The 13,919-nt window shown below is 49.7% G+C and carries 11 protein-coding genes; 2 read left to right on the top strand and 9 right to left on the bottom strand.

From position 1 onward, the window contains the following. Positions 1-113 precede the first annotated feature (113 nt). The 4 genes from EKM87_RS00460 to EKM87_RS00445 all read right to left on the bottom strand — a co-directional run bounded on the left by EKM87_RS00460 (position 114) and on the right by EKM87_RS00445 (position 5,611). Positions 114-812 carry a DUF1835 domain-containing protein gene (locus EKM87_RS00460; RefSeq protein ID WP_164506397.1) on the bottom strand — a complete coding sequence of 233 codons (699 nt, stop codon included), beginning with the start codon at positions 810-812 and terminating at the stop codon, positions 114-116. Further along, entirely contained in the window at positions 812-2,782 is a 1,971-nt protein-coding gene (locus EKM87_RS00455; RefSeq protein WP_125680712.1) for an elongation factor G, read from the bottom strand. The genes EKM87_RS00460 and EKM87_RS00455 overlap by 1 nt, the downstream gene beginning before the upstream one ends. 171 nt (positions 2,783-2,953) lie before the next feature. After that, the gene (locus tag EKM87_RS00450; protein ID WP_125680710.1) at positions 2,954-4,096 is read right to left on the bottom strand and encodes an MFS transporter; all 1,143 of its coding nucleotides are present in this window, start codon (positions 4,094-4,096) and stop codon (positions 2,954-2,956) included. A gap of 636 nt (positions 4,097-4,732) precedes the next feature. Beyond that, complete coding sequence (locus EKM87_RS00445; protein WP_164506396.1) at positions 4,733-5,611, bottom strand: alpha/beta fold hydrolase; 879 nt, start codon at positions 5,609-5,611, stop codon at positions 4,733-4,735. Between the two features lie 139 nt (positions 5,612-5,750). On the opposite strand from EKM87_RS00445, the gene EKM87_RS00440 reads away from it, so the two are divergent. Next, the gene (locus EKM87_RS00440) at positions 5,751-6,638 is read left to right on the top strand and encodes a LysR family transcriptional regulator (protein ID WP_125680706.1); all 888 of its coding nucleotides are present in this window, start codon (positions 5,751-5,753) and stop codon (positions 6,636-6,638) included. A gap of 62 nt (positions 6,639-6,700) precedes the next feature. On the opposite strand, the gene EKM87_RS00435 is transcribed toward EKM87_RS00440, so the two are convergent. From EKM87_RS00435 to EKM87_RS00420, 4 genes are all read right to left on the bottom strand, one after another. Then, positions 6,701-7,318: a sugar O-acetyltransferase gene (locus tag EKM87_RS00435; RefSeq protein ID WP_125680704.1), complete on the bottom strand. Its 618-nt coding sequence runs from the start codon at positions 7,316-7,318 to the stop codon at positions 6,701-6,703. Positions 7,319-7,332: 14 nt separating this feature from the next. Next, complete coding sequence (locus tag EKM87_RS00430; protein ID WP_125680702.1) at positions 7,333-7,809, bottom strand: GNAT family N-acetyltransferase; 477 nt, start codon at positions 7,807-7,809, stop codon at positions 7,333-7,335. A gap of 238 nt (positions 7,810-8,047) precedes the next feature. Further along, positions 8,048-8,542 carry a hypothetical protein gene (locus tag EKM87_RS00425; RefSeq protein WP_125680700.1) on the bottom strand — a complete coding sequence of 165 codons (495 nt, stop codon included), beginning with the start codon at positions 8,540-8,542 and terminating at the stop codon, positions 8,048-8,050. A gap of 11 nt (positions 8,543-8,553) precedes the next feature. Beyond that, entirely contained in the window at positions 8,554-9,762 is a 1,209-nt protein-coding gene (locus EKM87_RS00420; RefSeq protein WP_125680698.1) for a hypothetical protein, read from the bottom strand. A 421-nt stretch (positions 9,763-10,183) separates the two neighbouring features. On the opposite strand from EKM87_RS00420, the gene EKM87_RS00415 reads away from it, so the two are divergent. Beyond that, complete coding sequence (locus EKM87_RS00415; RefSeq protein WP_125680696.1) at positions 10,184-11,587, top strand: tyrosine-protein phosphatase; 1,404 nt, start codon at positions 10,184-10,186, stop codon at positions 11,585-11,587. Between the two features lie 101 nt (positions 11,588-11,688). Here the strand turns inward: EKM87_RS00415 and EKM87_RS00410 are convergent, their stop codons facing one another. Next, positions 11,689-13,521, bottom strand: a complete 1,833-nt coding sequence (locus tag EKM87_RS00410; protein WP_125680694.1) for a DUF5776 domain-containing protein — start codon at positions 13,519-13,521, stop codon at positions 11,689-11,691. Positions 13,522-13,919 lie beyond the last annotated feature (398 nt).

The following is a 13,919-nucleotide window of genomic DNA, read 5'->3' as shown; positions in this document are numbered from 1 at the left end:
TTCGTCCCAGTCGAAGGCAACTCATTTGTTTCGCCAATTATGCTGATTTAAAAAAAGGACATCACTGCCAGTTTCCCTGATCAGCCATGTCCCTCATCCTGTATTCACTCTAGCTAGGCCTGACGTAGCCCTGCTAATCGGCCACGCACCCACCAGTCCGGTAGACCCACCGGGAGCTCACCCAGCACCCGACCAGTCGTCCAAATAACCGATTTATTCGGCTGCATTTCCGTGGCGATCAAATTGTCCCAGAAATCGGCTGGCACGCCCAGTGTGTGACCATTGACCGTCACGCGCAATGGGGCATTTTCCGCTACCTGATGCGCCCACTCGTCGCTAATCGCCAGACGTTCACTGGCAGGCACATCAGTCGCCCCATCAAGGAACGCCAAAGCTGCGTCGCCGTCCCATTCAGCCAGGCTCACAAACTGCTGAAACGCAGTCGGTGACCCACTCGTAACCCGTTCCAAGGGAACCTTGATTTGTGTCAGTCGATTAGGCACATCTTTCATCAGGGCACATACCCACATGAAACCTAACCGGTCATCGGGATGGTCACTCCACCACACGCGAATCGCATCGCCCCGTTCAATGGCCGCTTGCAGTTGTCCGATTCCTTGTTGCACAGCTTGGGCCAATTCGGTGGCCATCGTTGTCCCCTCTAGCCGGGCTTTCATTTGCCAAAAGTCGGTTGATTCTCCGGTCAGCCGACCTAAGTCACCAACCTGCAAGTCCAATTGCAGACCGATCACGGGTTGTTTCAGGGCGTCCGCCAAGGCGTTGCCAAAACTCTCATTAAAAACGATGTCCATCATTTTACTCCCCTATCAATTTGTAGTTGCGCTAAATCTGTCGCCGAATAGGCATAATCCACGTGCGCCATCTCCGGCACCTCGTCCCACGGAACCGGGTAACCGGCCCCGTGCGCACAAAATACGGAATCCGGCGTATTGGGGAGGTCGGCCACTGGCGCATAGTCCTGGGCCGCCACGACCTCATCAGTGTTATGGCAAGGCCGGTAGCCATCGATCAGGCATTCCAATTGCCCCTGCCCGTGCGTATAGGCGTTGACTGCCTGCGCGTAGTCTTGCATCTCTGAAACGGGCGCGACCCCCGTCAACGTCGCCAAGCCACTGTCACCAGCCGTATCTGGCGTCTCAAAACTGCCGTTCATCTTTTGAATATCCGTCATCGCCCGACCGACTTGGTCTTGCCCCACCTCAAGTCGGAAACGATACCACGGTTCAAGGAGCTGGTCGCCACCCTGATCTCTGAGCATCATCAATCCCTGCCGAACGGCGCGCCAAGTGGCCTCACGAAAGTCACCGCCGACCGAGTGGACGATACTGGCCCGACCAGTCACTAAGGTGAGTTTCACGTCGGTCAGCGGTGCCCCGACCAAGACCCCTAAGTGTTCCTTCGCCCGCAAATTGCTGAGCACCTGATGTTGCCAGTTTTTCCCTAAAATCTCTAGCGAACAGTCGGCCGCAATCGTCACGCCGCTGCCGCGTGGTGCGGGTTCCATCAGGAGGTGGACTTCGGAATAGTGCCGTAGCGGTTCAAAGTGACCGACCCCTTCGACTGGTTGGCTGATGGTCTCTTTGTAGAGAATGCTGCCCTCGCCAAAACCGACATCCAAATTAAACCGGTCTCGCAATATTTGTTGCAAGATTTCCAGTTGGACGGCACCCATGATCTGCACACGAATCTCTTGGAGCTGACTCGACCACGCTACGTGCAGTTGTGGATCCTCATCCTCCAACTGCCGCAGAATCGTCAGGCAATCGTGAATGTCGTGGTCCTTAGGATCCAACGTGTAGTTCAAGACTGGTTGAATTTCCGGCGTACGACCATCAGGTTGACGGCCTAATCCCTGTCCCGGATGCGTGTCCGTCAAATTTGGAATGGCGCAGACGTCCCCCGCCGTCACCGTTTGCTTGACCACGTATTTCGTGCCATCGTAAACGCGCAGTTGGTTGACCTTCTGCTCGCCCAACAGCACCGCCTTGGTCGCTAATTGGCCACCAGTCAGGCGCAACCAAGTTAATCGTTCGCCCTTATCGTGGGAAATTTTAAAAACTTTTGCACCAAATTCAGTCGGATAAGTTGGGGCTTGCGTCCACTTTTCTAGCCCTGCCATTAAAGCATCTACGCCATCTAATTTCAGTGCCGCCCCAAAGTAACACGGGAAGACCTGCCGCTGTTGAATCATGCCACGAATCGTCTCATCACTCAGTTCACCCGTATCCAAATACTGTTCCAACACGGTATCATCTTGCATGGCAATATCTTCGGCCGCGGCGGTTGCATCATCACCAAACGCAATACAGCCCGCAGAAAAGACGGTCTGCAGCTCAGCCAATACCCGGTCGCGGTCGGCCGTATCTGCGTCCATTTTATTCACAAAAACAAACGTGGGCACTTGATAGTGATCCAGCAGCCGCCAGAGGGTCCGCGTGTATCCCTGGATACCATCCGTGGCGGAAACCACTAAGATGGCGTAATCCAAGACGCTTAAAACCTGTTCAGTCTGCGAAGCAAAATCCACGTGCCCAGGGGTGTCCAGTAACGTCACGTTCAGGTCACCGTGTGTAAAGCTGGCCTGGTGAGAAAAAATGGTAATGCCGCGCTGTTTTTCGAGGTCGTCGGGGTCGAGAAATGCGTCCCCTTTGTCGACTCGCCCCAGTTGGCGCAACACACCAGACTGATACAACAGGCCCTCGGATAGCGTGGTCTTGCCAGCATCAACGTGGGCAACGATTCCCGCTACAATGTGTTTCATGGTTAGTTGGCTCCTTTTAGAGGTTAAGTAGTTTTTGAATAAATTAATAAATCCAGTTAGTCTTAATTATCATACCATCCCTACTCTTACTAACGAAATCCAACGCCCATTTGTCACCCCTAAATATCAAAAAACTGCGAAAACAGACATCCGTTCTCGCAGTTCGTTAATTTAGGCTAGTTTAAGCCGACGACTACACCCCAGCGCCAACGCAATGTACAGGAGTGAAATCGCCGTGAGCACCCAGAACATCCCCTGGTAGGCCACGGCCTCGACGACCCAGCCGAGGACCACGGCGCCCAATCCCATCCCCAAATCGTAGGAATTGAGGAACATCCCGGTCGCCGTGTCCCGATTTTCCAGTGTGGTCAGCTTGAAGAGCCAGGCCTGCAGCGTCGGATAAATGGCCCCATCGGCCACACCGTAGAACACGCCCGCTAGTAACAGCAACCAATTGCGGTCGATCAGGGCGATCAATACCATCCCAATCGTCAGTAACACCGTGCTCACTAGCAAAATCAACCGTGGTCCCTGCCGGTCAAACGTGTGCCCGACGATGGGTCGAATCACGACCCCCGCAATTGCCGCAATGAAGAAGAACCCGGAGATGCCAGTCAGGTGTTGCAGTTGGGCGTAGATCGGTGTGAAGGTCATAACGCCGCTCATCAGCACTCCCAGGATGAAGACCAACCCACATTGCGGCAAAAACTGACGGTCAAAGACGGGACCAGTCGCTACGGCCTTGACCGGTGTTCGTTTGGCCGTCGTCGTTCCTAGAATCGTGACCATCGCCGCAAACAGGATAACGATGCAGGCCAGGAAAAACGCTGGAAACCCGAACCGGTGAACCAGGGCCAAAGCGAGTAATGGCGCCAGCGAGGCCGTCACCATGGTGCCGATTCCGAAGTACCCCATCCCCTCACCGATCTTCTGATTGGGCAGTTCATCGGCCGCAGAGGTGGCAAAATAGGTGGTCGTGATGCCGTGTCCCAGGCCGTTGAATAGCCGCAACAGGACCAACAAACCAAAGCCACTCAACAGCGGGTACCCGACCGCCGCCAGTAGATACAGTAAAATCCCAACGACGAGCAACACCTTTTTACTAAACCGTTCAGAAAACCACGGCACGAACAGTCGCGTTACCAACGCAGCGAACATAATGGCGCCCACGAAGACCCCAATTTGAGCGGGGGAAAGTCCCAGTTGCTTCCCGTATAACGGGAGGACGGGCACTTGCATGTTGTAAACCATGAACAACAGGGCGTTCCCAATTAAAATTAAAATGAAATTACGACTCCAATACGATTCCTTCACGCGTTGCGCTCCTCTCCGGAAGACAAAAAAGGCCAAATAAGATTAAATGAATAATCTTATCTGGCCGTAACCCTCCGATGCTCAACGAGCACCTTATCTAACTAAATAGTCTTCCGATGTGTTATTAAGTTATCTAAAAGTGTAGCGCAAAGTAGCCGGTAAACGCAAGAAGAATCGCGTTATCGTGCTAGTGATTCAGCGTTGTAACTAATGCACTAAAGAAAACCGTTATCAACCCAAGAATGGTACGGCGTTATAGACTTAAAATTGGTCTCACCCAGCCACCTGCGGCTGTCAGAGATTTCGGTTAAACGGGTTCTTGGAAACTAAACCTGCTTACATGCCTGAATGACAGCACTTACTCAGTAGTATTGGCGCCACTAAGTAGCCGAGAGTGAGTCAAATTTGGACTCAGCCGTGGGATTTTCAAGTGATTTTCTTGAAAATGGCGACTTGAAGACGTGCCTTTGCGGCTTCAAGCGAGGGGCAAGACCGCCCTTTGGCTTGTCCCGCCCTTCCCACCGCGTTCCAGTCCAAATTTGGCGACCGGTAAGGCGGTAATTTTCCACTATGTCTGACTTTCCCAATCCTCGTTGTATCAGGCATAGTGGGTGTTTCAGTGCTTTCAACCTTTAACTAATGCCCCCGAAACCAGGAAACGGCAGCTCGACTGAGTCGCGTAGGCGCTTCCCTTTGGATGAAGTGACCAGTCGCGTCCCAGAATTCTTGCTTGAAAGCACCCTCAAAGTAAGGGGCCATCTGCGGCGCCAACCGGTAATCGGTACAGGTATCTGACTTGCCGATAATGTTTAACGTGGGCGCGTCGATTTGCGCAGACTGCCGTAACCGTTCAGCCCAGTCGGCGTAGGCCCCGTCAAACGGCGCATAGCCCCAGCGTTCACGGTAGGTGTTCAACGTTATCTCCGCCCAATCCGGATTTTGAAAGGCCGCCGCCAAGTCGGTCGTTTCCGCTTCTGTCAGCTGATGCTGCGGACTCCACAACTGCCAGAGATATTGAGTGAACTCATCACGCCGCTGCCGCAGATAAGTGGCCCCCTGCTCCGTCGTGAAGTACCACTGATACCAAAAGTTCTGAATCTGCTGTAGGTTCAAGTCGCTAAAGAGTTGCCACCCCTCGGCTAAGATCACCTGTGATTTAACCATGGTGGGCATTACTGCACTCAGCGTCAAGGCCGTGAACGCGCCCCAGTCCTGACCAATCAGTCGCACAGGCGCCAAATCTAGTGCCTGGATAAATTGCCGTAAGTCATCGGCAAACGCCAAGGCCCCACCAGTCCGGCGAGTCTGTTGACTCAAAAATGTGGTCTGACCAAAGCCTCGCAACGAAGGGACGTAGGTTCGGTAACCGGCTGCGTGTAGTCCCGGTAGAACGCCATCCCAGGTCCGAACATCATCCGGCCAACCGTGCAGTAGGATTACCGGTTCTCCGGTCGTGGGTCCGCTCACTTCGTACGCAATACGTAATTTGTCAGTGGTCATAAATTTTTCAGTCATGTTGCCCCTCCTCAACCAATTTCCGGCGTTCGAACATTTACGAACGGGTGTCATTAGGACTAGTATAGGAGCAACTCAAGCATCATAAAAATTGAACGTTTTGATAGTCACTATCAAATATTTTGAAGGGCGGGTTCTCATGGATATTCAATATCTCAAAACTTTTCGTATAATTCTTACGACTGGGACCTATTCCGGTGCCGCTAAACAGCTAAACTACACCCAATCGACCGTGACCGCGCAGATGAAGCGCCTTGAGGCCTTGATTGGTGAACCACCATTTACCTTCTATGGCAAACACCTACACCTCACAAACGCTGGTCGTAAGCTGGTTCCTTTAGCGGAACAGATCCTGAGCGATTACGCTAAAATTGCCGCGCTAAATCAACCAGATCAAATCAGCGGACCAGTCCGGGTATCCGTTCCCGAATCGCTCATGCTGTACGGACTGGGGCCCCTGTTCACCAAGTTTGTGCGCGACTATCCGCAGGTCGACCTCACCATCAACAACGCCACCTGTATCCGGAATCGTGAGCGCGTAATTGCCGACCAGGCAGACATTGCGCTCATGCTGTGGCCCCAAGTAGCCCCATCTTCTCAACTAGCGGTTCACGATTTCGGGGCCCAGCCCTGTTCCCTAGTCACTAGTACGAACGGACCGGCCACACTGGCGGACCTTCTAGCGACGAGGCACCCCCACTTCGTCATCAATGAACCGGAATGCGGTTACCGCCAGGCCTTTGAGCGTTTCCTGAAGCAGACCAACAGTCAGAACGTTCAAACCATGGAGGTCTGGAGCCTGGCCGCCATCAAACAGACTGTAGCGGCCGGTTTAGGGTTTTCATTTCTCCCGGACTACGTCATGCAATCGGAGTTGGCGAGCGGTCAGCTAAAACGACTAGCCACCGAAGTTCCCAGTGACCTGCACGTTCAACTCCTTGTTAGAAAGGCTAACCAAAACGTTGCCGTACAGCGGCTAGTTCAGTTACTGACGACTAGCTTGATGGTACCAACATCCACCAATTAAATCACTACTAAAAAACGTTCGCCCAATTCACAGTGGCAAACGTTTTTGGTGAGCTCACGCCCTTAATTATTAAATAGTTGTGGATCGATTCGTCGGTCTTTAAAGTAAACCTCGCGATCATGCTCACCAACAGGCCGGGCAACCCGACACGGATCACCAAACGCGACAACATTGCTCGGCAAGTCCTTGGTGACCACGCTACCAGCCCCTATCACCACGTTATCGCCAATCGTGACGCCGGGGACCACAATGACGCCGGCACCCAACCAGCAATTCTTGCCAATGTGAATGGCCATGTTGTACTGATAGTTTTTAGCCCGTAGCTCAGGATCGATGGGATGCCCGGCTGTGGCCAACGTGACGTTCGGCCCAATCATGGTGTGGTCGCCCACGTAGATGTGGGTATCATCGACCAGTGTCAGGTTGAAATTGGCGTAGATATCCGCGCCAAAATGGACGTGATGGCCGCCGAAATTAGCGTGCAGCGGTGGTTCGACGTAACAGTTGGGACCCATATCAGCAAAGAGTTCGTGGAGGATTTTCTGTTGCTGTTCGGGCTCACTGGGACGCGTTTGATTGAAGTCGTAGAGTCGGTCAAGGTACCGTTTTTGCTCAACTTCAATGGCGGGGTCATCCGGTAAATAGAGGTCCCCGGTATGTAATTTATCACGGTTAGACATGGAATCATCCTTTCTTAATCGAGGCTCAGGGTCAGGACAAACTGCTCCCCATACTGGCCGAACTCGCGGCGACCGGTGTCGGTGAACCCCACCTTGTGGTAGAGCCCTTGGGCGGGGTGATTGCCGTGGTCTACGGACAGGACGATTTCGCGGGCAAATGGGAGCTGGGTCCGCACTAGCGTGGGCAGTTGTTCCAGCATTTGGGTCGCAAAGCCTTGGCCACGGTGCGTCTCGGAAATGGAAAATGAACGCACCAGAACGGCCGTTGCGGGATCAGCACCAACCTCTTGGACATCGGCCCCCTTGATGAGAACTAGGAAGCCAACCAACTGATTCCCATTTAAGGCCATGACCGGTAACCGGTCGGGGGTGGTGTTGGCAATGGCTAGCGCCTGCTCGGGTGTGGCGGTGTAGGTTGGGTCCGACAGTTGGTAGGTGGTCAGCAAGGCATTATCTGCTGGTACGTTTTGATAGCATTTCAGGGTTAACATGGACAACCTCCTTAGCGTGGTGAGTGTGGCGGGACGGAGAAAATCAACTCGCCAGTTGGTACATAAATTTTATTGATAATCAACTACACCCATCATAAGCCGCTTTTTAAAATTAATAAATAACCCATTCGACCAAGTAACAGGCGCCCGCCACCAAATGCCGCAACATCTCAAAAAAACTAGCCATCTGATGATTCCTCGTTGGGAAATCACTAGATGGCTAGTTTTGAATTGACGATTATTTATTAAAATGTGATGCTAGTTTTTTCGTGGTGTAATAAGATTCGTTTACTTGCCCGCCAGAAACATTCTGCAGGACTTTAATCTTATGGTTCTTATACGTCTTCGTCTTAACCCGGTAACTTCCCTCTAGCGGTAGCGTCTGCATGGTACCCCACGGCTTGATATGGATTGTCCCATGGTGCTTCGTGGCATACATCCACGACCACTTGTTCGTATTCTTAATTTTATGAATCGGTAGCTTGCGCGCGTGTAACTGAAAATGAGTGAACCTAGTGTTGGTATCGTAGCGCATAGAAGCCTTTTTAGCCGTAATTTTTATGGCGTTCCCACGCTTTCCGGCTGATTCATACCAATTGTGTCGAAACGATTTTGGAAACGTCTTTAGCGTTGATTTTGCTTCTGCTTGGGTGGTATTCGGACCCGCAAACACACCCGCCAGGCCAAGGCCCGTGGCGAGAACGGTCACGCTTAAAATTTTTGCTATTTTCATTGATTTACTCCTTAGTAATATTTTTGCTTGCGACCATAGAACTCATTGATGCGGTCGTTGCTGTCTTGCATGATTCCTGTTTGGTAGTACATGATTTCCGTCTGTTCCTGATTCCACTCATCCATTCTTCTGGTTTGATCCTCTAAAGAACTCTGGACGTCGGAAATTGATTTGGTTGCCGCTTGCACGCTCTGCGTAATTTTCTCACTGGCCTGAGTAATTGAATTGATAATATCGCCCTTAGCAGCGTGAATTTCATCAACCAACGTCTGCTTTAATTGATGAATCCGTTCATCCTCATCAACCAGGACGGCCGCCTCTTTCCAGTTCGTCGCACGACCATTTATCAGTAGCTTATAGATACGAAAAACGTGCCGCACATCCTGCATATCATCCATGGGAAAGTAGGCTACATGCTCCTTCAGCGTCGTGACGTAACCGTTTAAATTCTCCCGTGTTTGGATCTCTTCCGCGTTCATTTTTTCAAAATAAACACCGCGGCTGGCAGTTACACTCTCATGGAACTTAAACCTTTTCCTTAAAGTCGCCTCGTCACATTTATTTTCCTGACAATAACGCTCATCCGCACGATGAATTCGATTCACTAAGGATTTGATGCGATGGTTATGGTACATGGCCCAAGGCTGAGAGAACGGCAAATTTAGTTTCGCTGCGAAGTACAAGAGTCCAAAACCCACGAAGCCAAGTACAATCAACAACATTAAGGGTAAACCCGTGTAAATTGGATTCGAGAGAAAATTCCCCCAGCTAGAAAAATCATAACTTGCCAAAATTATGGTTGCGAAAAAGCCAATCTTAGCTATCTTCGTACTCCGATTATCAATGTGTTTAGCCGTTGGGAGGTGTTTCACGTGATGCTCCCGACGATAGGCAATTTCAACTGGATGCTGATTCAAATATGTATAGTGTTTAAACCGTTTCTTTAACTCATCGAGCTCGTCGTTAAAAGCTCGCACATAGTTGACTGTCTTCTGCCGATTAGTGTCCTTTAAGTTGTCCAAAGTAACCTTCGTGGCCACGGTGACTCGTAAATGCTCAATTAATTCAGGTAACGCCATCACTTGAAGTTGCTGCAATTTCTCAACGTTCCAATCGTGCTGCGGCATTTGCCAATCATCGGACTGCTGTAACGTTTTGGCTTGCTGATAGATTCGTTGCACATCTTTATTGGTTCGCACCAGTTGTTTTTCATCATCCATAGCTAATACCTTCAATCACTAATAATTTTGCTAACATCGGCGCATAGCCTGACTTACGATAGGTCTATCGTACAACATGGGTATGACACATTATGTCATTCAGTCGATCTGAGGGGTTAAAATTTAATTTTAATGAAATTTAGCTGATTTGGAGGGTAGAAGCCTGCCATTCCTACCACGTAGAAACCACCTTTAGCTAGGTTTGGCCTGCGAAATCCGGGGAGCTGTTAAAACCCAAGCACACGCGATTTTAAACCAACGTAACTGGTTTATTTATATAATCCGCTTTCAAATATTAATAAATAAAACATTTACCAAGATAATACGTACCAGCCATCAAATCCCTACATCTATTCGTTATTCTGGGGAAGCAACTTGCTGTACATAAGCACTACCTAGACGAACAAATTGGAGGAATTTGATGACTCATCGACTGCAACGAACTTTTAGCATCAGCATGCTGACTCTAACCTTGATGGGGCTGGGGACCCCCGTCGTCACTAGTTTAGCCGCCACGACACCGACTACCCAAGTCCCCGGTAAAACACCGGATAAGGCCGACCCAGACCGCGTGCCCATGCTAAATGGCGAGCAGATGCCGGAAACCGTGACAACGCCTAAGGTGCCAGCGGCGGGGGAGCCTGGGAACCGGATTACGCTGTCGACTAGTTCCGATGGCTATAACGCTAACACTCGAAGTTTAGCTGGCTATCTAACTCGCGATACTACCAAAAAAATCAAACCTGGCACACTATTCCGTTCAGCACGACTAACCGACTTAACACCAACGGACAATAAAGTTTTAAATGCGCTGAATATTAGTCTGATAATCGATTTGCGTACCGATAAGAAGAGACAAAAACATCCTGATATTTATGTTGGCAAAGCTAAATCCAAAAACGATTCCATCTACTCTAGGTCAGAAGATAAAGTTTTTTCAGGCGTCCAACACTACAACCGCGCCAATGGCGGCTCAATTGCCTTCTCCAGAACTGCACTGAGTGGCTACCACGATTTTCTAACGGACCTACTCAATGCGCCAGGCCCCGTCCTCTACCACTGTAAACACGGGAACGATCGAACGGGAATTGCGACGGTACTGTTGATGTCAATTCTGGGGATGCGTAATCAGGACATCATCAACGACTATTTAATGTCGAATAACTACGTCGACAAGAAGGTTGAATACTCTTGGCTCAAAACCTACATCGGTCAAATCGATGAAAAATTTGGTAGCCTGAATGACTACATCACTAGTCCTAAAGGGTTAAACTTCAGTGCTGACCAGCAAGCTGCCTTACGGGCCAAATACTTAGTACCATCAGGGTTGCCTGTTCCACACCCGAGCGAAAAACCTACGCCAGTTCCCACTCCACATCCAAGCGAAAAGCCAACACCAGCCCCTGCTCCTAAACCCGTTGAAAAGCCAACGCCAGCACCAACTGTCTCAACACCGGCCAAACCAGTAACCAGTCCCACACCGATTCACACCGGTCAACCGGACCTCGTCGTTACTAAGCCACATCAGGCTGGTAAAACTAAAGTGAAAGTCCTATCGGTGAAGAAATTGAAGCACGCCAAGGCCGTTCATTTAAAAGCTCACCGTGCCTACTTCTTCGACTTGCATCTCAAACACAAAGTCGGTAAATCTGGCAAGACTGGTCGTCATCCCCGCGCTAAATGGCAGCTCATCAAACAAGCCAAACTGCGACTCAACGGAAAGACCAAGACCTACGTTGAGGTTCAAAGTCCCCACGGCAAGAAACGGTGGATTCAGTTGAAGGATGTTTCACTGATTAAAAATACCACTAACCACTCTCACTAGCTAAAACGAGGTCGTTAGGATTGGAATGAACCAGTCCTAACGACCTCGTTTTATTTGCTAATAATGGACGCAACCTACGCTCAATTATCTCGTACTAGTTTCTATTTAACAGTCCGTACAAAATGTTGGTTGGCGGTTACGTAACCCCCGTTCACCCGGTACCGCAGTGTGTCGTTCTTGCCAAAGTTATGCGCATTGGAATACGTCCAGCCTTTGACCTTCAACACCTCACCAGCACGATAATGCCGGTTACGCTTAGTCAAGTTGGCAGTGCCGTAACGGTTAATGGCGTGCTTAACCACAATTTTTTTCGGCATCGCTTGCTTGCCCGCTTGAACCAATTGCTTGTTGGCAGTCACATAACGCCCATTACTGAGAACAAAGCGCGTCGTTAAATTATGTGTCACAATTTTTTTGACCTTGAGTACTTGCCCCTGACGGTAATGTGTCCGCTTGCCAGTCAAAGTCTTCTTACTGTAGGCATTGATACCTTGCGGATTGATTACCGTAATCTGCGAATGCTTGGTTGCATAGTATACAGGTACTGTATATTTCGCGTTAGCCGTTACGTAACCAGTCTTACCCGCCGTGCGACTATGATGATTGACGTCTCTGACCTGGTAGCGTTTCACGCCGTTCTTCGATTTAGCGTAACCTGTGACCACAAACATCGGCCGATTCATCCGTGACTTCTTATGGTACCACTGCTTGCGAGCTTTCTTCGTGAAGGTGGCTTGCTTGTACAAACCAATCTTCTGAGTGGCATAAATCACGGTTCCCTTAGGCGCAATCGTTGCACCAGCTGAACCAGATTGTACCACGGCATCATAAGTGTACGTGACCGACTGTTTAGAGCTGGTGAACTTTCCAGTGGCATTCGCTGGCGTCTGGTTCAAATGATAACCCGTAATGTCGAGGGCGGCCGTTTGATACGTCGCGCCCAACTTACCAGTTAGCGTCTTGTCCTTCGCAATCTGATTGCCCTGCGCATCAACGTAATGCACAGTCACCGGTTGGCTCGTTTCAGGCGTCGGTGTCGGCTTAGTCGTATGTGTCTCAGGTGCCTCGGCAAAAACGCTCACACCAGAAAGACCTGCCATGGCTGGATCTAGTACGTAGGTGCCATCAGTTTGCTTCTGTACAAAGTGACTAAGTGGCTGTCTGTAGGCCGCAATAGTCGCATCGTATGAGGCTTGACTATCCAGGTTAGCTAACTGATCACTCGGATAGTCTTCACCAAATAGCAATGCAACCGTCTGATCGACCATCTGACTAAACTGTGGCTCAAAACTCTCTGAGTCTAAGTTGATGTCTCGTTGATATTGAGTCAACATCCCCGCCAATTCAGGACTCTTCTCGAGAAATGGTTGAACATTTTTTTCAAAATCAGCCTTAATGTCGGCTTGGGTTAACTCGTGTTTATTAAATTTAATTCCATCACCAATTATCCAGGCGAACGCAGCCATCTGACCACCCGCCTGCGCTTCAACGCTTTGAACCGTCAGAGCACCACCTGTGGATTTTATCATAAAATCAATGAACGGCACACTCAGATCATATTTACCAGACAACCCCTTCACAGCAGAGCCACCAACAGTCGCCAAGCTTTTCAACGTCTCGTTGGCAGGATACTGGTCCTTGAACCACGTGACATAATCTGCATCGTCCAGTTGCTCAGCAGTTACAACACTTGGTAATTTGGAATAAATGTAAACCTTAGTCTGTTTCCCGGTCTTATCCTGAAGGGCCGTATAAGGCATCTCCAACCCACTAACCTGTACATCAGTGTCCCCAGTCGTTTTCGCAGCAGCGGCGGTCTTAGCCACAGCGGGCAAATCAGTCGTATCTGCACGAGCAGCGCTCGGACTAACGATGCCTCCTAGTAGTAACAAGGTTAATCCTGACACTGTGATTTGCTTCAAAACTCGGTTCATTTAGCTCACCCCATATACTTTTTCTTTAATTATTTACTGTTACTATAGCATATTCGCAGGTGGAATAGTAGGCTAAAATGCTAGTATGCCGCGATTTCATCACAAAAATTAAAGCTAAATGAATCCGATTTCATATTTTTATTGTGCTTGCACAACTCTGCAAATGTGGATACCTCAAGAAGGTTTTGGTGTAATCTGGTTTATGGCAATTACATTTTCATCAGAAATAATTGTCAGAACGTTGATAAATCACGCTTTTTAACACGACGACCACGTGGAAACTAACCCAGCCCACGTAATTTCCCCTTATTTCCGGGTGGACATAGCATCGATTAAAGACAAATTAAAATTCTCATCTACAGATAATTACTAACTGTTGCATCTGCTTTAACGGCAAA

The sequence above is a fragment of the Levilactobacillus yonginensis genome, from assembly GCF_003946265.1.
GTDB classification, from domain to species: domain Bacteria; phylum Bacillota; class Bacilli; order Lactobacillales; family Lactobacillaceae; genus Levilactobacillus; species Levilactobacillus yonginensis.
The sequence above is the reverse complement of the archived record's forward strand: the minus strand, read 5'-3'. Positions and strand labels throughout refer to the sequence as shown.

Coding starts and splice junctions, on each gene's coding strand:
- EKM87_RS00460 (WP_164506397.1), bottom strand. CDS start 812: ATGGACATCGTTTTTAATGAGAGTTTTGGCAACGCCTTGGCGGACGCC.
- EKM87_RS00455 (WP_125680712.1), bottom strand. CDS start 2,782: ATGAAACACATTGTAGCGGGAATCGTTGCCCACGTTGATGCTGGCAAG.
- EKM87_RS00445 (WP_164506396.1), bottom strand. CDS start 5,611: ATGACTGAAAAATTTATGACCACTGACAAATTACGTATTGCGTACGAA.
- EKM87_RS00440 (WP_125680706.1), top strand. CDS start 5,751: ATGGATATTCAATATCTCAAAACTTTTCGTATAATTCTTACGACTGGG.
- EKM87_RS00435 (WP_125680704.1), bottom strand. CDS start 7,318: ATGTCTAACCGTGATAAATTACATACCGGGGACCTCTATTTACCGGAT.
- EKM87_RS00430 (WP_125680702.1), bottom strand. CDS start 7,809: ATGTTAACCCTGAAATGCTATCAAAACGTACCAGCAGATAATGCCTTG.
- EKM87_RS00425 (WP_125680700.1), bottom strand. CDS start 8,542: ATGAAAATAGCAAAAATTTTAAGCGTGACCGTTCTCGCCACGGGCCTT.
- EKM87_RS00420 (WP_125680698.1), bottom strand. CDS start 9,762: ATGGATGATGAAAAACAACTGGTGCGAACCAATAAAGATGTGCAACGA.
- EKM87_RS00415 (WP_125680696.1), top strand. CDS start 10,184: ATGACTCATCGACTGCAACGAACTTTTAGCATCAGCATGCTGACTCTA.
- EKM87_RS00410 (WP_125680694.1), bottom strand. CDS start 13,521: ATGAACCGAGTTTTGAAGCAAATCACAGTGTCAGGATTAACCTTGTTA.